Source organism: Kribbella sp. NPDC002412 (genome assembly GCF_053592935.1).
Genome location: NZ_JBSFBL010000030.1, coordinates 44,390 through 62,908 on the forward strand (window position 1 = coordinate 44,390; position 18,519 = coordinate 62,908).

Annotated in this window: 15 protein-coding genes; 4 read left to right on the forward strand and 11 right to left on the reverse strand. The window is 70.3% G+C overall.

Translation table 11 applies throughout. The features are described from left to right. Positions 1 to 3: 3 nt before the first annotated feature. The 3 genes from ACWCOV_RS23610 to ACWCOV_RS23620 form a co-directional block, all read right to left on the reverse strand. Positions 4 to 969, reverse strand: coding sequence for a hypothetical protein (locus ACWCOV_RS23610; protein WP_449831459.1), 966 nt, complete (start codon positions 967 to 969; stop codon positions 4 to 6). Positions 970 to 981: 12 nt separating this feature from the next. Continuing rightward, positions 982 to 2,268 carry an MFS transporter gene (locus tag ACWCOV_RS23615; RefSeq protein ID WP_449831460.1) on the reverse strand — a complete coding sequence of 429 codons (1,287 nt, stop codon included), beginning with the start codon at positions 2,266 to 2,268 and terminating at the stop codon, positions 982 to 984. 379 nt (positions 2,269 to 2,647) lie between these two features. Beyond that, positions 2,648 to 2,983: a sterol carrier family protein gene (locus tag ACWCOV_RS23620; protein ID WP_449831461.1), complete on the reverse strand. Its 336-nt coding sequence runs from the start codon at positions 2,981 to 2,983 to the stop codon at positions 2,648 to 2,650. Between the two features lie 82 nt (positions 2,984 to 3,065). Here ACWCOV_RS23620 and ACWCOV_RS23625 point away from each other — a divergent pair, with 82 nt between their 5' ends. Beyond that, the gene (locus ACWCOV_RS23625; protein ID WP_449831462.1) at positions 3,066 to 3,695 is read left to right on the forward strand and encodes a hypothetical protein; all 630 of its coding nucleotides are present in this window, start codon (positions 3,066 to 3,068) and stop codon (positions 3,693 to 3,695) included. Here ACWCOV_RS23625 and ACWCOV_RS23630 read toward each other — a convergent pair. Both ACWCOV_RS23630 and ACWCOV_RS23635 read right to left on the reverse strand, forming a co-directional pair. Continuing rightward, positions 3,692 to 5,215, reverse strand: coding sequence for an alpha/beta hydrolase (locus tag ACWCOV_RS23630; RefSeq protein ID WP_449831463.1), 1,524 nt, complete (start codon positions 5,213 to 5,215; stop codon positions 3,692 to 3,694). The genes ACWCOV_RS23625 and ACWCOV_RS23630 overlap by 4 nt on opposite strands. A 65-nt stretch (positions 5,216 to 5,280) precedes the next feature. Continuing rightward, positions 5,281 to 6,351, reverse strand: coding sequence for a PSP1 domain-containing protein (locus tag ACWCOV_RS23635; RefSeq protein ID WP_449831504.1), 1,071 nt, complete (start codon positions 6,349 to 6,351; stop codon positions 5,281 to 5,283). A 304-nt stretch (positions 6,352 to 6,655) separates the two neighbouring features. Here ACWCOV_RS23635 and ACWCOV_RS23640 point away from each other — a divergent pair, with 304 nt between their 5' ends. Further along, positions 6,656 to 6,829, forward strand: coding sequence for a hypothetical protein (locus tag ACWCOV_RS23640; protein WP_449831464.1), 174 nt, complete (start codon positions 6,656 to 6,658; stop codon positions 6,827 to 6,829). Positions 6,830 to 7,316: 487 nt separating this feature from the next. Here the strand turns inward: ACWCOV_RS23640 and ACWCOV_RS23645 are convergent, their stop codons facing one another. The 5 genes from ACWCOV_RS23645 to ACWCOV_RS23665 all read right to left on the reverse strand — a co-directional run bounded on the left by ACWCOV_RS23645 (position 7,317) and on the right by ACWCOV_RS23665 (position 13,540). Then, positions 7,317 to 8,465 (reverse strand): DUF4190 domain-containing protein, encoded by a 1,149-nt coding sequence (locus ACWCOV_RS23645; protein ID WP_449831465.1) that lies wholly within the window; start codon positions 8,463 to 8,465, stop codon positions 7,317 to 7,319. 31 nt (positions 8,466 to 8,496) lie between these two features. Further along, entirely contained in the window at positions 8,497 to 9,162 is a 666-nt protein-coding gene (locus ACWCOV_RS23650; protein WP_449831466.1) for a DUF4190 domain-containing protein, read from the reverse strand. 104 nt (positions 9,163 to 9,266) lie between these two features. Continuing rightward, positions 9,267 to 10,436, reverse strand: coding sequence for a DNA polymerase III subunit delta' (locus tag ACWCOV_RS23655; protein ID WP_449831467.1), 1,170 nt, complete (start codon positions 10,434 to 10,436; stop codon positions 9,267 to 9,269). Then, entirely contained in the window at positions 10,433 to 12,397 is a 1,965-nt protein-coding gene (tmk, locus tag ACWCOV_RS23660; protein ID WP_449831468.1) for a dTMP kinase, read from the reverse strand. The genes ACWCOV_RS23655 and tmk overlap by 4 nt, the downstream gene beginning before the upstream one ends. Positions 12,398 to 12,427: 30 nt before the next feature. Next, positions 12,428 to 13,540 (reverse strand): pyridoxal phosphate-dependent aminotransferase, encoded by a 1,113-nt coding sequence (locus tag ACWCOV_RS23665; protein WP_449831469.1) that lies wholly within the window; start codon positions 13,538 to 13,540, stop codon positions 12,428 to 12,430. Positions 13,541 to 13,603: 63 nt separating this feature from the next. Here ACWCOV_RS23665 and ACWCOV_RS23670 point away from each other — a divergent pair, with 63 nt between their 5' ends. Together ACWCOV_RS23670 and ACWCOV_RS23675 are read left to right on the forward strand one after the other, a co-directional pair. Continuing rightward, entirely contained in the window at positions 13,604 to 15,028 is a 1,425-nt protein-coding gene (locus ACWCOV_RS23670; protein WP_449831470.1) for an aminotransferase-like domain-containing protein, read from the forward strand. 25 nt (positions 15,029 to 15,053) lie between these two features. Next, positions 15,054 to 15,668, forward strand: coding sequence for a hypothetical protein (locus ACWCOV_RS23675; protein WP_449831471.1), 615 nt, complete (start codon positions 15,054 to 15,056; stop codon positions 15,666 to 15,668). Between the two features lie 49 nt (positions 15,669 to 15,717). Here ACWCOV_RS23675 and ACWCOV_RS23680 read toward each other — a convergent pair whose 3' ends face one another. Continuing rightward, a complete protein-coding gene (locus ACWCOV_RS23680) occupies positions 15,718 to 18,495 on the reverse strand; it encodes a glycoside hydrolase family 2 TIM barrel-domain containing protein (protein WP_449831472.1) in 2,778 nt (925 codons plus the stop codon). Between the last annotated feature and the right edge of the window lie 24 nt (positions 18,496 to 18,519).

The window sequence follows — 18,519 nt, forward strand, 5'->3', positions numbered from 1 at the left end:
GCGTCACCGGGTGTAGAGCGGTGACATCGCGAGCGCGAAGGCGGTCATTGTGTCCGGGTCGATCGGCCGGGCGGGCAGCGGGACCAGGTCGACGAGCTTGTCGTCGCCGACCAGGATCGTGGTCCGGCCGGTGGCGGTGTCGACGTACGCCTCGTCGCCGAGCGGGATCGACTGCGCCGTCGGCGCCCTCCGGATCGGCTCCATCAACGCCTTCGCGTTCGGGGTACGGCGTACCGACGTGGAGAGCACGCTCGTCGGGTTGACCCAGCCGCAGACCTGGTCGCCGAGCGCGGTCTGGCCGTCGCGGCGGACCATCGCCGGCGCGCCCATCACCTTCTCGGCCTCGTCCGACCCGCGCTCACAATCCGGCCGCGCGATCAGCGGCGGCGGCTCCGGCAGCCCGGGCGCCTGCCGGACCACTTCCTGCCCGAGTACGACGTACTTCGCCAGCGTCGCCGGTGGTCCGCTGAGCTTGTAGAGCCGTCCCTGCAGCAGGAACACGACGAACGTGCTGGTCCCGAACCCGCCCTCGCCCACCACCGCGGGCTTGGCCGGCTCACCCTTCGTCGCCGCGTAGGCCTTCTGCGCGCCGGTCAGCGTCGCCTTCGTTGCCGGAAGCACCGAAACCCCGACCCGCAGGACCGGCCCGTTGGGGCTGGTGCTCAGCCCGAACTGGCAGACGTCGTACGTCGGCAGGCCGAAGTCGGCCGGCGGGGCCTTCGTCTGGAGCGTCACCACGGGCGTTCCAAGAGTCGCCTGCACCAGCGGCTGGCCCATGCGCACGCACAGCGTCTCCGCGACCTTCGCGGTCGGCGGGGTGCTCGGCGACGGAGTCTCCGACGGCGTCTCGGTCGGCGTCGTACTCACCGACACCAGCGGCGGCACGTTCGGCGCGGTCTCGTTACCGGGACCACTGCAGCCGGCGACGGCAAGCAGCGCGGCAGCCAGGAGGGCAGGACGGATACGCATGGTGGGTCGACTTTAACCCGCTGCGCGCAACTCCCTTTCGCGGACCGCGTGTTCGTCGGTGCGGGCGTCGTACTGCCAGAAGTCGCGCAGCCAGACCGCGGTCGCGACCACCCCGGCGACGCACAGGACGCCGCCGCTCACGATCGACGTCCGGACGCTGGTGAGGTCCGCGACCAGGCCGGACCGGGACTGGCCGCCGAGCGGGCCGAGCGAGTAGGACAGCATCTCGATCCCGGCCAGCCGGCCGCGCATCTCGTCCGGGATGGTCTGGTTCCAGATCACCGCCCGGAACAGCCCGGAGATCATGTCCGCGCCACCGGCGACGGCGAAGAACGCGATCGCGAACCAGATGTTCGGCGCCAGCCCGGCGACACCGACCGAGGCGCCCCAGGTGATGGTCGCGAGTACGACGGCCCGGCCGTGGTGGTGCACCCGCCGGGCCCAGCCGCTGGTCAGGGTCGCCACCATCGCACCGATCGCCTCCGCGCTGTAGAGGAGACCGAGCAGTTTCGGCTCCTGCAGCACCTCGGTCGCGAAGGCCGGGAAGAGCACGATCGGCATCGCCAGGAACATCCCGACCATGTCGACGGCGTACGTCGCAAGCAGGTCGCGGCGGCGGAAGGCGTAGCGGATGCCTTCCCCGATCGCGCGCAGGCTCGGCGGCGTGCTGTGCTCGCTCGTCCGGTACGGGCGAAGCAGCAGGTAGAGCAGGGTCGCGACGGCGAGGCCCGCGAGCTCGACCGTGAACGCCCAGGCGACACCCGCGGTCGCGACCAGGACACCGCCGAGCGCGGGACCCGCGAGCTGGCCGACCTGCAGCGTCAGGGCGTTCAGGGTGACCGCGGCCGGCATCTCCTCGTGTTTCACCACCCGCGGGAAGAGCGCGTCCCGGCTCGGCCGCTGCAATGACGACGCAATCGCGTTCAGACCGCCGCAGACGTAAATGAGCCAGACCTGCGGATCGGAGAGCAGGGTGTTGGCGAGCAGCAGGGCACAAATGACCACTTGGGCAATACCGGTGCCGATCAGCATTTTCCGCCGGTCGACGTGGTCCGCGAGCGCGCCGCCGTACAGGCCGAACACGACGAGTGGTGCGATCGTCACCAAACCCATCGCGCCGACGGCGAAGTTCGAATGCGTCAATTGGTACAGCTGGTACGGCAGTGCGACGTACCCGACCATGCCGCCGAGAAAGAACACCGATCCGGAGATCACCAGAATGCGGAAATCGCGGGAACCACGCCAGGGCGTCAGGTCGACGCGGAGCCGGGAAAGCCGTACACGGACACTTGATGCCACTGGCACATGGTGGCATGCGCCGACTCCGGAGGAAGAACCCTTTTCCTACCTACCGTGGAACCGATTGGTTGCCCACGGCGTCAATCCTCCCGGTCCGGAACAGCCCGGCCGGATAGCGAGCCGCCGCCACCACCGCTTCGACCCAGGCGACCGCTGTCTCCGCCCTGCTGCTGCCGGGCCAGATCCTCAAGCCGGGCCAGTACCGCCGCTCCCAGAACGGCGTCTACACGCTGCTGATGCAGACCGACGGCTACGCCGTCATCAGGCACGGCCGCACCCGCGTCTGGGCGTCCAACACCGCTGGGCGCTGAGTCGCCCCAACCGCTCTGAGCCGCGGCAGCCTACGGGGGATGCCGCGGCTCAGTCCTGTCTGGAGCGCTCAGATGAGCGGGAGCAGTGGGCCGAGGTCGGTGCGTTCGCCGCTGGCGCGGAGCTTGCCGCTGACGCGGGCGTCCGGCCAAGTGGTGCGGCCGAGGGCGAGGTCGATCCAGAGCTCGGGCGGGAGCTCGACCACGGCGCCCGGCGTGCCACGGGTGTGCCGCGGTCCCTCGATGCACTGCACCGCGCCGTACGGCGGGACGCGGACCTCGACCGCGTGGCCGGGGGCCTTCGCGACCAGGAGCTTCAGGAGCTGCTTGGTGAGCAGCTTCAGGTCCGCGCGTTCCGCCGTACCGGCGTCGTACCGCTGCAGGGCCTGGGCGAAATCGGGATCCACGACGTGCCAGCGTACGCGGGAGTTGTCGGGTCGCCCCCTTCGTGGTCGATAATCAGGCGGGAGAGAGGGAAGCGAGGTCGGGATGCTCACGCCCAGGCACCAGGCGCTGCTGATGACGCTGGCGGGAATGACCGTCGGCGTAGCCGTGTTCGGCGGCGTACTGGCGATCAACGGGAACCTGCTGGGGAGCGACACCCCGGCTGGGAACGTGAACAACAGCCAACCCGCGCCGACCACACCGTCCTGCACCGACTGCCTGCAGCCGGACTCGCTGCAGTACACGCTGCAGACCTTCGGCACCAAGAGCGACCCGGTGTCCGCCGAGGTCCCGAGCGGGTGGACCAGCACCCAGGAGGGCACCCGGCCGCGGTTCGTCGACCCGAGCGGCGTCTGGCAGCTCCGGTTCGACACCCGCGGCAGCAGCAAGTCCCCGGACGAGCTGGTGGACAGCCGCGCCCGCAGCATCGACGAGCAGGACCTCAAGGTGATCAGCCGCGACAACGGCACGCTGATCTACACGTACGTCGACCAGACCCGCGGACCGCGGATGGGTCTGTCCCGCTGGATCTCCCAGGACGGCGGCCAGAAGACCGCCGTCGAGATCACCGTCGGCGGCCGCCCGAAGGACGAGGCGGCGCTCCGCGCCGTCCTCGAGCAGGCCACTCAAACGTTGCAGCTACCCACGGCGGACAACGACACCCGCCCGAGCTAACACTTGATGTCGGCGGTCGGCGCCGTACCTTGCAGCAGGTAGCTCTCCACGGCGTTGTCCACGCAGGCGTTGCCGGCCTTGTAGCCGGTGTGGCCGTCGCCGTCGCGGGTGATCAGGACACCGCTCTCCAGCTGGCCCGCCAGCCCGACGGCCCACTCGTACGGCGTTGCCGGGTCGCGCGTGGTGCCGATGACCACGATCGGCTTCGCGCCGGCCGCCTTGATCGCGTGCGGCTGGTTCTCCGGCTTCACCGGCCAGTTCGCGCAGGCCATCGAGCCCCAGAGCAGGAACGACCCGAACCGCGGTGACGCCGCCTTGTACTCCGGCTCCTCCGCCTTCGCCTGCGCGATCGAGGTGATGTCCGGGCGGTCCAGGCAGTTGACCGCATAGATCGCCTCGTTGCTGTTGTTCGAGTACCCGCTCGGCTCGCGGCTGGTGTACTCGTCGGCCAGCGCCAGCAGGCGGGCGCCGTTCCCGGCCAGCCCGTCCAGGACCGCGTCCTCGAGCCGCGGCCAGAAGTCCTTCACGTACAGCGGGTAGATGACGCCGAGCACCACCAGCGCCTGCGTGACCTCGCGCTTCCCGTCGCCCGGCAGCGGCGTCGCGTCACTGTCGTCGATCAGCTTGTCGACCTTGGCGAGCACCTCCTGCTTGGTGCTGCCGAGCCGGCACGACCGCTGCGCGCAGTCCTCCGCGAACGCGTCCAGCGCGGTGTCGAAGCCCTTCGCCTGGGCCATGTTGTTCTGCTTCGACGTCTTCGACGGGTCCACCGCGCCGTCCAGCACCAGGCGGCCGACGTTCTCGGGGAACAGCTCGGCGTACGTCGCCCCGAGGTAGGTGCCGTACGACATGCCGAGGTAGTACAACTCGGAGTCGCCGACGATTCCCCGCAGTACGTCGATGTCGCGAGCGGCGTCCTTGGTCGACACGTGCGGCAGCAGCTCGCCGGAGCGCTGCTGGCACCCGTTGGCGAAGATCTTCGACTCGTCGTTCAGCTCGTTGATCTCGGCCTCGTTGTCCGGGCTGCCGTCGGTCGCGATGTACTTGTCCATCTGCGCGGTGTCCAGGCAGCGCACCGGCGTCGACTGCCCGACCCCACGCGGGTCCCAGCCGATCACGTCGAACTTCCGCAGCAGCTGCGCGCCGAGCACGAACCCGGCCGAGGCGGCGAAGTCCTGCCCCGAAGCGCCCGGACCGCCCGGGTTGATGAACAGCGTGCCGATCTTGCCGGCCCGGTCCCGCGCGAGCACCTTGCGGGCCCGCAGCTCGATCGTCTCGCCGGCCGGCTTCGAGTAGTCCAGCGGCACCTCGATGGTCGCGCACTGCTGGTTCGAGCCGCAGCGCTCCCAGTCCGGTTGCTGCTGGTAGAACTTCTCCAGGCCGGCGGGGATCGGGCCGGCCGGACCCTTGGTCGGGTTGCTGCCGCTGCCGGTCGAGCCGCGCGTGCCGTCCTCACCGGCGTCCTGGGCCCGGCTCGCGATCCCGCAACCGCTCGCCAGCACCGCGAGAACCGCAAACACAGCAACCCCTCGCGTGGCCCGGGAGCTGCTCAGCCCTGCGCGGGGGGTGGTCGTTCTGCGGTAACTCACTGCGGGCTGTCTCCCTCATCGTCATGGTGCAAACGCCGGCGCCGCCGCGGCTTCCGCCGCCTTGGCTCCGCGGCCGCCGTGTCCACGGTCTCCGTCGTCTCCGCGATCTGCGCCGTCTCCGGGGTCTCCGTGGGGTCCGCGGTCGGCGTGGTCACCGCGGTTGCGGCGGGCTCCGTGGCCTCGGGTTCCACGGGTACGTCGTCCGCCGGCACGTCGACGATCGGCGGGGCGTCCGGTGTCGTCATACTGGAGGCTTCGTACTGCTGGCGCGGCGAGCAGACGTCCGCCCGGCTGCAGGCGCAGCGCCGGCCCGACGCCGCCAACCGCACCACCACGGTGTCGCTCGGCACGTTGTGTCCGACCACCACTCCATCACCCGCGGGGGTCTCCACGTGCGTCCCGGACGGCGGGGCCTTGGCATTGAACTCCTGGTAGAGCGGGTGCTCGTACTTCAGGCAGCACATCAGCCGGCCGCAGGCGCCGGAGATCTTCAGCGGGTTCAGCGGGAGGTCCTGGTCCTTCGCCATCCGCACACTGACCGGCTCGAAGTCCTTCAGGAACGTCGCACAGCACAGATCCCGCCCGCACGGCCCGATCCCGCCCTGCAGCCGCGCCTCGTCACGCGCACCCACCTGCCGTAGCTCGATCCGCGCCCGCAGCCCCCGCGCCAGATCCCGCACCAGCTCCCGGAAGTCGACCCGGTGTGGCGCGGAGAAGTACACGATGACCAACTGGTCCACATCCGCGCGGCGATCCACGAAGTCGATCCCGACCACCTTCATCGGCAACCCGTGCTGACGGATCAACCGCTTCGCCGTCACCCGCGCATCAGCCCGCCGCTGCCGGTTCTGCTCGTCCCGGTCCAGGTCCGCGCTGGTCGCGATCCCCTCACACAGCGGCAGCCCGCCGATCTCCTCCGTGACGTACTGCGGCGCCCACACGCACTCCGCCACCTCCGGCCCGTCATCGGTCGGAACCAGCACCTTGTCCCCGACACGCGGACGATGCGGGCCGGGGTCCAGGTAGTAGAGCCGCCCGTACCGCTCGAACGACACCGCCATCACCATGCCCACGGCGCCAGCGTACTTGCACAGCCCGCAGGTAACAGCCCACGCGTGCTACGCGGCGGCTCCTTCGTCGCCCCCACTACTCCCGCTCCCACCCGCCCCCGGCTTATCGCCGTACATTCCCTCCCCGGCTACCGCCGGGGATTTGCGGGCTCCTTCGTCGCCCGCACCCGACTGCTAGGCCGGCGCCCGTCCGCAAGCCAACCCGCCCGTCCCGCCAACCGCGAACTCCGGCCTGCGCCGATCTGAAAGTTCATCACCGTCGCCGGTCACTCCCGGGCAACCCGAGGCGGCACACATCAAGGTGCTCGGCATCGATCACCGTGCCGTGCAGGTCGAGGGGCTACCGTCGGAGCAGCCCAGGTACTTCCTGCAGCACGCGTTCGCGTTCCAGGTCCACGACGCCGGGCACCCGCACCACCGCAACCGGCACGGCCGCGCGGACATCGGATGGGAGGCGACGACGACCAATGGCTGAACCCACTACACCGTGGACCGAGTTCGATTACACCGTGGTCGACGTCGAAGGCAACGGCCAGCAGCCGCCCGACCTTGTCGAGATCTCAGTCGTCGCGATCGAGAACGGCACAATCGCTCGGCCGAAGACCTGGCTGGGCAAGACTACGACCACCACCCACCTGGCCCAGCTCCTGAAAGCTGACGGCGAAACAACGCACCTCACCGTCCAACCGTCCCGCGGACCGATCGGGCGACTCGCCTATGACCTCACCGACGAAGTCTCCGGGCCAGCCCTAGCCTGCCTGCTACCCGGCCGACCGGTACCGCCACCTGACAGGCGGACAGCCAGACAACTGCGTCCATCGCTCACTCTGCATCGCGATCGGGATGAGCGGGGGACGGGTTCCGACCAGGCAGTCACCCAGAGGCGGATTGGGTGGGGTGGGTGGGGGCGCGCGGAGTGGGGGTGACGAAGGAGCCGCCGCGTAGCGCGCGAGGGGAAGTTCTTAGCGTTTGGTGCCTTTGATGGTGCCGGTTAGTTGGTCGAAGTCGGGGCCGTAGGCGGCGCAGACGACCAGGCGGTCTTCGGCGTTCCAGAGTTGGCGGGTGGGGGTCCAGAAGTCCCATTCCAGCTCGGTGGACTTGACCGTGGAGCCGACGTACCTGGCGAACTCCGTGGTGCACGCCTGCTCGCCGGCTTTGTCGACCTCGCGGTCGCCGGGGTACGGGCCGTCGGGGAGGGTGACGCCGGCGATGATCTCGCCGTCGTGCAGGTCGGCGCAGGGGCGGCGGACGACCTCGTCCTCCTCGTCGGCCTCGTCGAAGCACTCGCCGACGGCGAGGTCGTCGATGTACGTCGTGGGCGTCGAGTACGTCGAGCTGGGCTCGGGAGCGCCGTAGTAGTCGTCGTCGCTGGTCGCGCCGAACACGCCGAGGGCCACGATCAGCACGAGGTACAGCAGCCAGCCGATGGTGGTCAGGCCGCCGAGCACCAGCCCGGCGATCGCCATGCCCTTGCCATCGTCCTGGCGCTTCTTGATCTGGACCAGCGCGGCGATGCCGAGGCCGACCGCGACCGGCGCGGCGATGGGGATGCAGAAGCCACCGATCCCGGTCGCCAGCGAGCCGATCGCCATCCCGTTGTTGCCGCCCCTGGACCCCGGATACCCGTACCCGTACGGCGTCGGAAACGCCCCCGCCGGCGGATACCCCGGCTGCCCGTACGGCGGCTGCCCACCAGCCTGCCCGTACGGCGAAGACCCACCCGGCTGCTGCCCATAAGGCGACCCACCCGGCTGCTGACCGTACGCCGCCCCACCCGGCTGCTGCCCGTACGGCGACCCGGCTGACTGCTGTCCGTAGGGCGACTGCCCGGCAGGTTGCTGGGGTTGCCCCGGAGCCGCCCACTGCGTCGCCCCGGGCTGCCCGGACGCCTGCTGCCCCGAAGACTGCCCGGCCGACTGCCCGTAAGGCGACTGCCCCGGCTGCCCGGACGACTGGCCGTACGGCGCCCCGCCGCCAGACGGCTGGCCCGACGGCCCATCGCCCCCAGACGGCTGTCCGGACGCCTGCTCCCCCGGACGCCCGTACGTCGGGAAGGACCTCGGTGTGTCCTGGGGCCGGCCTTGGTCCGGTCCGTACGGTGGTTGGCTCACGTCTCCCCCAGTGCTGTCCCCCGCTGGTGTGCTACCGCTGCGACCCGCGCATGCTACCCGTCAAACGGGTCCCCGGCATGCCGACCAGGCACAGGACGTTGCCGTCAGCAACTGCGCGGTCGCCCAGCACGACGTAGTACATGTCCAGTTCCGACTGCTCGTACGACTTCCCGACGAAAGCGCTGAAGGCGGTCGCGCACTGCTGGGTGGCGACCGTGCCCTTGTCCTCTGCCAAGAGCCCCGCCAGGTTGGCCCGGACCTTGGCGTACGCCTCGCCGGTGTGGGCGACCGCGCAGTCGGCGATCCGCACCACCCGCAGCGTCTCCGCCTCCAGGTCCGCGTCGAAGCACTGCTGTACGGCGACCTCCGAGATGGCAACCGTGCGGCCGATCCCGGCCCGGCGTTCGCCGTACAGGTTCAGGGCGACCGCGACGGCGATCGCGATCGTCCACGCCAGGCTGATCGCCAGCGCGGCGTACGCGAGTCGCTTGCCCCGGCTGCCGGTCCGCTTGATCCGGCGCAGCGCGATCCCGGCCAGCACCACCGCGATCGGAACCAGCCCGGGCAGACTGGTGACCAGCGCAGCCACGGCGTAGCGGTCCTGGCGCTGCTGCGCGGGAGTCGGTACACCCGCGAGCCAGGACTCGGCCGGCGGCAAGGATGGCCGGGCAGGCTGGATCGGGGGCGGTTGCGTCATTCAGGTCCGTTCGGGCAGGGCGCCGAGCGGTCTGCCCGGACACCCAGTCATCGGACCGGCCGGTCTCGGTGTTACAGCCGCTGCCCGCTAACCGGACGCAGATGTCACCCTTCGAACAGCGCGATCGTCATCGCTTCCAGCGCCAGCAAGGGTGCGACGTTGGTCTCGATCGCCTCTCGGCAGGCGGCCAGGGCGTCGATCCTTCGAATCGTCTGCTCCGGGGTGCTCCGGCCCGCATATTGCTCGATGTTCGAGCGCAGCTCGGCGTTGATCAACTCGGCGCCGGCGAGGGTCTGAATCATCAGAGCGTCGCGGTACAAGGCCATCAGGTCAACCAGTGACCGGTCGAGCACGTCGCGTTCCCACCGCTTGGCGCGAGCCTTCTGCTGGTCCTCGAGCTCTTTCAGCGCGGCGTTCGCTTCCCGGGGCTTGGCGCCCTTGGTGCCAACTCCGAGTGCCTGCTCGAGCGCGGCGCGTTCCTTCTCGTCGACCTTCTCGGCGCTGGCCTTCGCTTCGTCCTTCGCCGCCTCGACCAGCTGCTGCGCAGCCTTCAGGCAGGCGCCGAGATCGCGGAGCGCGAACGGGACCTCCAGCACCTTCGTCCGCCGCGCCCGCACCTCCTCGTCGCGCGCCAGCGCCCGCGCCCGGCCGATGTGGCCCTGCGCGGCCCGCGCAGCGAACCCAGCCAGCTCCGGATCGACTCCCAGCTTGCCGATCAGCATGTTCGCCACCGCATCCACCGGCGGCGTGCGCAGCACCAGCAGCCGGCAGCGTGACCGGATCGTCGGTACGACGTCTTCGACGGTCGGCGCGCACAGAACCCAGACCGTCCGCGGCGACGGCTCTTCGATGCTCTTCAGCAGCGCGTCGGCGGCCTGCTCGGTCAGCCGGTCCGCGTCCTCGACGACCATCACCTGCCAGCGGCCCTGGGTCGGGCTCATCGCGGCCCGGCGGATCAGCTCGCGGATCTCGCTGACCCGGATCGACAGCAGCTCGGTGCGGATCAGCGACACGTCGGGGTGCGCGCCGGTGAGCGCCGTACGGCACTCGTTGCACTCGCCGCAGCCCTGGTTCCCGCACTGCAGCGCGGCCGCGAACGCCCGGCCCGCGTTCGACCGCCCGGACCCGGGCGGCCCGGTGATCAGCCAGGCATGCGTCATCCCCGCCACCGCGGCACCCCGCTCGCCGCGCATCCCGGCCTCCGCACCGGCCACAGCCCTCTGCAGTACGGCGACCGCCGGCTCCTGGCCGACCAGGTCGTCCCAAACCGTCATAGGTCCACCTTCGGGAGCATTGGCTGGAGCCGGGCGCGGATTTGGGCGGCGATCTCTTCGCGGTCCTGGGTGGCGTCGACGACGAGGTAGTGCTGTGGCTCGGCCGCGGCCAGCTCGAGGAACGCGTTGCGCACCCGCAGGTGGAAGTCGTGCGACTGGGCCTCGATCCGGTCCCGCTCGGTGAACCGGTCGAGCCCGCTCTTCGGCGGCAGGTCGAGCAGGATGGTCAGGTTCGGCCGGAGGTCGTCGGTGGCCCAGCGGTTGACCCGCTCGACGTCGGTCAGGTCCAGGTCCCGCCCGGATCCCTGGTAGGCCAGCGCGGAGTCGACGTACCGGTCGGTGATGACAACCGCGCCGGCCTTCAACGCGGGCTTGATCACCGAGTCCACGTGCTCGGCCTTGTCGGCGGCGTACAGCAGCGCCTCGGCGCGATGCGAGATGTCGCCGGTGGCCGGGTCGAGGACGATCTGCCGCAGAGTCTTGCCGAGGTCGGTGGCGCCCGGCTCGCGGGTGAGCAGCACCTGCTGGCCCTGCTCCTTCAGCCAGTCGACCAGCAACGCGGACTGGGTCGACTTGCCGGCGCCCTCGCCGCCTTCCATCGCGATGAACAGTCCGGTGGTCGGGTAGACACCCGGGGTCTTGCCGAAGCTCCGCCGTACGTCGCGCCAGAACGGGACCCCTGGTCGGTCGTCCATCTGCCGCCACGCGATCAGCCCGATCACGCCGGCCAGGATCGCCGCGATCAGCATCGTCAGCGCGGCACCGTTGTACGTCCACGACTGCCCGCCGATGGACCAGGTACGGCGGCCGATCGCGCCGGCGGCGAACGGGGCGATGGCCAGGGTCACCGCGAGAACGGTCCGGACCGCGGACTGGACGAACGCGAAGGTCCGGCCGCGCACCGCGTCCGGGACCTCGAGGCCGAGCAGCGTGTAGCCGGAGACCCAGGACGCGCCGGCGCAGAAGCCGAGCAGGATCGCGATCATGGTGGCGATCTCGATCTGCTGGATCAGCGCCAGCCCGGCCAGGCAGACCCCGGAGCCGACCAGGCCGGCCGCGAACAACCGCCGCCGGGACAGGCCGGAGAACAGCCGCGGCGCGAACCCCATGCCGAGCGCCAGACCGCCGAAGACCGCGCCGAACAAGACGCCGTACCCGGGGTCGCCGGCCTTGAGATCCTCGACGTACGTGCGGCCGAGGCCGATCACGACCGCGCCGGCCGCGAAGGCGCCGGAGATGCCGACCACCAGGCCGCGGACGACGGGGGTCTTGGTCACGTACGACCAGCCCTCGACCATCGTCCGCCACAGCGTCGGGTGTTCCTCGTGCTCGTGGATGGCCCGGCCGATCTCGGCCACCGACACGATCGCCAGCGCGGACACCACGAACGTGGCCGCGTTGACATACACCGCCAGGTCGATGGAGACCTCGCCGAGCCCGCGGGTCACCAGGGTGATCGCGGTGAAGATGACAGCGGCCGGCAGCGCGCTGCCGTAGGTGGTGATCAGGCTGAGCTGGTTGGCCGCCTCGAGGCGGTGCCGGGGCACCAGGTTCGGCACGCTGGCGTCCTTGGCCGGGCCCCAGACCAGGCTGACGATCTCGATCAGCACGGTCGCGACCAGCAGCCAGGTGAGCGTGCCGACGATCGGGATGGTGACGAAGAGCGCGGCCCGGATCAGGTCGCCGAGGATCATCGTCCAGCGCCGGTCCAGCCGGTCCGCGACCCAGCCGGCCACCGGCCCCATCACCAGCGCGGGCAGCACCCGGAGGAACAGCACGCCGCCGATGGCGAAGTTCGCCGCCTGGTAGTCGTCACCGGCGAACGCCTTCGCCATCGCGGTCAGCGCCAGCAGGCCGATCCAGTCACCGAGGCTGGACAGCCCGAAGGCCACCCACAGCCGCCGGAACGCCCGGATTCGCAGCACCGCGCGCACGTCATGCGCCGGTGCTGGATCAGTCATCGGGTCATAAACCTCCGGCACACCCAAAGACTAGTCGGAGGCATCGACAGCCCGGCGCAGCGCGGTCGTCAAGGCGTCCAGCGCGGCCTTGAGCTCGACCAGCGGCAGGAATCCGAACCCGAGCCGGAACACCCGCGACTCGTCACCGAACCAGTCACCGTCGGCCAGCCGGACGCTCAGCGCGGCCGCGGCCGCGCGGAACGCTTCGAGGGAGACGGCCGGCTTCACCCGGATGCAGCAGAGCGCGCCCGCGTCCGGGCGGACCCACTCGACCAGGTCGTGGTTCGCGCGGATCCACTCGTCCGTCGCGGCCAACGAGTCGGCCAGCCAGCGCCGCCGTACGCCGAGGATCTCGTCCTCCCGCTCGAACACCTGCACGGCCAGCGCCTCGGTGACCGGTGCTCCCGACACGACGGTGTTGAACTTCGCGGTCACCACCTGGTCGACGAGCTCGTCGTCGGTGCTGACCAGCCAGCCGACCCGCAGGCCGGCCGCTCCGTGACACTTCGACAGCGAGGCGACCACAACGACCTTCGGTCCCAGGTGTACGGCGGTCTCCTCGATCGGATCGTCGCCGTACGCCGCGGTCCGATAGGTCTCGTCGACCATGAGGTAGGCATCCGGGCAGATCTCGCTCATGACGGCCACGATCTGCCGGAGCGTGTCGCGCGAAACCGCAACGCCTGAAGGGTTCTGCGGGGTCGCGAGGCTGACCAGCTTGGTGTCCGGCGTGAGGTGGGCGCGGACGTGGTCCACGGTGAGTTGGTAGCCGTCGTCGAAGGACAACGGGATCACGCGGACGTCGGCACCCACCGACTCGTAGGAGTTGCGGGCCAGCGGGAACAGCGGGGCGGTCGTCACGACCTGACCGCCGCCCTCCGCGACCAGATAGGCGAGCAGGAAGATCGCATGCATCCCGCCCACAGTGGTGACGACCTGGTCGGGACGTACACCGTGCCGCTCGGCGAGCGCGGTCCGCAGCCGCAGGTCGCCGGACGCAGTGCCGTAGCCGAGCTCGAGGTCGCCGAGGTCCGGGGTCAGCAGGTCCGCGAGCCGCAGGTCGGGTCCGTAGCTCTCACCCAGGTCGTAGGTGGGCTTCACTTCGGTCAGGGACGCGATGTCGTTGCGAAGAAAGGTGGCCATACCGCCATCGTCCGAGCCTGGGTCTGGTCACCCCAGAGCCAATCCGGCACAATTGGTTCGCGGATGAGACCAATCGAGGTGTGTGACCGTCTGGGCCGCTGGTCGTCCGGCCGCGGGCCGCTGTACGTGCTGCTCGCAGCCCGGATGCGGCAGCTGATCGACGACGGCGAGCTACCACCGGGCGCGCTGCTGCCGCCGGATCGTGCGCTGGCGGCTGCGCTGGCAGTCGGCCGTACGACGGTGGTCGCGGCGTACGAGCTGTTGCGGTCGGAGGGCCGGATCACCCGGCGTCAGGGCAGTGGGACGCGGGTGGCGGGCAGCCAGTCGCCGGCGACGATCGAGGATGCGCCGGTCGACCCGATCTTCCTGGACTCGCTGGAGGCGCGGGACGACGACGTGCTGCTGGCCATCTGTGCCGCGCCGGGCGATCCGCCTCCGCAGCTGGCTGAGGCGTACGAGCGGGTCCTGCCGGCGCTGCGGGCGATCAGCGGGGACATCGGGTACTACCCGTACGGACACCCGGTCCTGCGGGAAGCCATCGCGGAGCGGTACGGCGATCGCGGCGTACCGACATCACCGGACCAGATCCTGGTGACGAACGGCGGTCAGCAGGCGCTGTCGTTGTTGGCGCATGCGCTGGTGTCGCCCGGGGATCAGGTGCTGGTCGAGGCGCCGACGTACCCGGGTGCGCTGGAGGCGTTCCGCGAGGAGGCCGCCGTGCTGCGGGGGTTGCCGGTCGGGCTGGACGGGTTCGAGGCGGCGGTGCGGGAGCGGCGTCCGGGGCTGGCTTATGTGATCCCGACGTACCAGAACCCGACTGGGTCGGTGCTGTCGCCGTTGGTCCGGGAACGATTGGCGCGGGCGGCTGCGGCGGCCGACGTACCACTGATCGAGGACGAGGTGCCGGCGGATCTCGGTTTCCCGGGTACGACACCGCCGGCGCCGATGGCGGCGTACAGCGAGGCCGTGATCTCGATCGGGTCGCTCAGCAAGAGCGTCTGGGGCGGCCTGCGGATCGGCTGGATCCGCGCGGCCGCCCCACTCGTCAACCGCCTCGCCCGCCTCCGCGCCGTCCACGACCTGGGTGGCAACGTCCCCGCCCAACTCGCGGCTGCCCACTTGGTCGCCGAACTGGACAATCTGGGCCGGGCCGAGGAGCTCAAGCACCGCCACGACCACCTCCGGGCCCTCCTGGCCGAGCACCTCCCCACCTGGCAGGTCCCGACCATCCAAGGCGGCCAATGCCTGTGGGCCAGACTCCCGGAAGGCGACGGCAACTCCTTCGCCCAAACCAGCCTCCGCCACGGCCTGGCCATCCTCCCCGGCTCCGGCCTGGACGTAACCGGCAGCAGCGACCCCTACATCCGCCTCCACTTCCGAGCCCGCCCAGCCGAACTGACCGAGGCAGTGACGCGCCTGACCACCGCCTGGAACGCGTACAACCCACCCACCGACCGAGTCCACCCCCGCCCGGCCATCGCGATCTGAACGCGCGAGCGGAATCATCTCCCGCATGGACGATGTCGAGCAGTACTCGCAGGAGAGCAGCGAGGGGCTGCAGCAGGCGACGAACGACCTCATCGCGGCCCTACGAACCCACACTGACGCGCTGCTCAGGCTCCGTGGCGGCGCGGCCGAGGATGAGGAACTGTTCGCTCGGAACGCCGCGGTCGAGAGTGTGGTCGAGGCGTGGAACGAGGCTGTCTTCGAGCACACCGGAACGAGTCCGCTGGTCCTGGAAGACATCGAGGAGTTCGACGAAGCGCCGGATGACGAGGAGCCCGTGGGCGGGGCGTTGAGTGTCATCACCCGGGTTGACCTGACGCTCGGGAGTCCGGAGGCCTTGCTGGCGGCGGGCCGGGCAGCGTATCGGCGGCTGTGGCCGGACGAGACGGACGAGGATGCCGAGGTCGCGGTGGACGGGCCGGTGTCGGCGGTCTACACGATGGCGCATGAGGCGGGTGACCCCTGGCCGGAGATGCCTGGGGCCGACGTTCGCCGGGCGGTGCGGGCCTATGTCGTGCCCGAGAACCCCGGGGAAGTGGCAGTGGTCGAGGACGACCTGGACATGCTGCGGGAGGTTGTCCCGCCACCAGGAACGCTGGTGTTCAGCGAAGCGTGGACCTGATGACCGGGTGGTGGATCGGTGCCTGGGCACCGATCCACCACCCGAACGGTCAGCTGGTGGTGAAGCGCACCGACAGACTGGCCGGCGCCGTCTTCAGTTTGTCGCGGTCGGGGAGTTTGGGCCCGCAGGCGGCGGTGCCTACGCCGGTTTGGGCTAGGTCGAGGGTCACGTAGGTGGTGTCGCCGGGGACCAGGTCCGCGGTGTGGGTGGCGGTTTCGAGAGCGTGGCTGGTCCAATCGCGGACGGTGAGGCCGAAGAGGGTGCCAAGGGCCTCGATGCGCAGGCCGTCGAGGGTGGCCCAGCGGGTGTCGATGCGGTGGCCGTTCTCCTGGGGGCGGACGTACGGCGTCTGCAGCTCGGAAACCGTGGCCGAGTACTTGCCGACAGCAGCGGCCTCGCGGGTGTCGACGTACGCCTCGTTCGGGCCGGTGCCGAACCACTCGACGCGCTCCACCTTCGGCAGCTCGAAGGTGATGCCGAGCCGCGGAAGCACCTCCGGGAACTGGCCCTCGGGTACGACGTTCAGGTCCAGAACGACCCCACCGTCGACCGCGGTCCAACGCCAGGTGCTGACCAGACCCCACTGCAGCTGCGGCGGCGCCGTACGGGTGACGACCTCCCAGGCCCCATCGCGCTCGCCCTGCGACACGATGCGGTGCTGCACGCGGTGCAGACCTTCCTCGCGCCAGGCGTCAGCAACCCCGGGGATCGCGTCGTTGTCGATCGGCGCACGCCAAACGTCCAGTCGAGCGTTCTGCACGCCCGCGACGCTGATCCCGCCCACGCCGGCGACACCGTCGGCCGGCGCACCACCGGTGACCGGTTCCACCGACGCAGGCTCGTCCAGCCGGATCTGACCCCAGGCGATCCGGTGGCCGGCCTCGGCCCAGGCGGTCGCCGACGTCAGCGACGCGGTGACCGTCACCCAGGTCTCCGGCTTCGAAGCATCCACCGCCGGCAGCTCCACCGTGGCGGTCGCACCGGGGGCGATCGCCGGCACCGACAGCTCACCGGCGTCGACCTGCGAGCCCTCGACCTCGACGACGTACGTGAAGGTCAGGTGGCTGGTGTCGAGCACCTCGTAGCGGTTCGTGACCGACACCCCGCCGTTGCCGTCAGCAACGATGCGGAGCGGCTCGATCACCTTGATGTACTCGAGCATGCCCGGCGACGGCGTCCGGTCCGGGAACAGCAGGCCGTCGCAGACGAAGTTGCTGTCGTGGATGGTCTCGCCGAAGTCGCCGCCGTACGCGTAGACCTCGCGGCCGTCGATGGTGGTCCGGATACCGTGGTCGATCCACTCCCAGATGAAGCCGCCCTGGCAGCGCGGGTACTTGTCGAACACCTCGCGGTAGTCGAGCAGCCCACCCGGCCCGTTGCCCATCGCGTGGCCGTACTCGCACAGGATGAACGGCAGGTTCCGGTACAGCTCCGGGTCCGCGCCGATCTCCGCGCAGCCGGCCGGGTCGGTGTACATCCGGGAGTAGATGTCGACCCACTCGGCCTCGGTGTCGCGCTCGTAGTGCACCGGCCGGGACGGGTCGAGCTCCTTGGCCAGGTCGTACATCGCCTTGAGGTTGTCGCCCATCCCGCACTCGTTGCCGAGCGACCAGATGATGATCGCGGGGTGGTTCTTGTCCCGGTGCACGGTGCGCTCGATCCGCGACACCAGGTCGTCGCGGAACCGCGGGTCCATCACCGGGTTCGGCAGCTTCGGCGGCTCCGGCTCGTACCCGAACCCATGCGTCTCCAGGTCGCACTCGTCGATCACGTACAGGCCGTACTCGTCGCACAGCGACAAGAAGTGCGGGTGCGGCGGGTAGTGGCTGGTGCGGACCGCGTTGATCCCGGCCCGCTTCATCAGCAGTACGTCGTCCAGCATGTCCTGCTCGGTCAGCGCCCGGCCGCGGTCCGGGTGGAACTCGTGCCGGTTGACCCCGTTGAACAGCACCCGGTTGCCGTTGACGGTGAGCACGCCGTCGGCGATCGCGACCGTCCGGAAGCCGATCCGCAGCCGCACCTCACCACCGTCGGTCCGGACCACCCCGTCGTACAGCCGCGGGCTCTCCGCCGACCACGGCTCGACGGCCGCGGTGACCTCCTCACCGGTGGCGAACTCCAGGTTCAGCTCCGGTACGACGACCGTGCCCGCGACATCCGAGTCCACGGACAGCGTGCCGGTGCCGTCGGCGTACGACGCGTGCACGAAGACGTCGGTGGGGGCGGACGGCTTCAGCGCCAGCAGGTTGACCTCGCGGAAGATCCCGGACAGCCACCACATGTCCTGGTCCTCGACGTAGCTGCCGGCCGACCACTGGTGCACCCGGACCGCGATCCGGGCCTCCTTGCCGGGGGCAACCACGTCGGTCAGGTCGAACTCGGACGGCAGCCGGGAGCCGGACGACCAGCCGACCAGCTCGCCGTTCACGTGCACCGCGAACCGCGAGTCGACGCCCTCGAACCGCAGTACGACCCGCGAGCCGGCCCAGTCCGCCGGGACCGTCACGGTCCGGACGTAGTCGCCGGTCGGGTTGTCGGTCGGCACGAACGGCGGCTCGAGCGGGAACGGGTAGACGACGTTCGTGTACGCCGGGGCGCCGTACCCGCTGAGCTGCCAGTGACCCGGGACCGCGATGGTGTCCCAGCCGGTGGTGTCCGGGTCCTTCAGGTCGTCGGGGGCGTCGGCCACGCTCGGGGAGAGCCGGAAGCTCCACTCGCCGGTCAGCGGGAGCTTGGCCGAGTCGTCGTCGAGCCAGGCACGCGGGGGAAGCACGTTGGCGCCGGGAGCAAAGTCCTCGACATAACTGTGGTCATGGGTCACAGGCATCGAGCCTAAGCCCAAGTTGTTCAC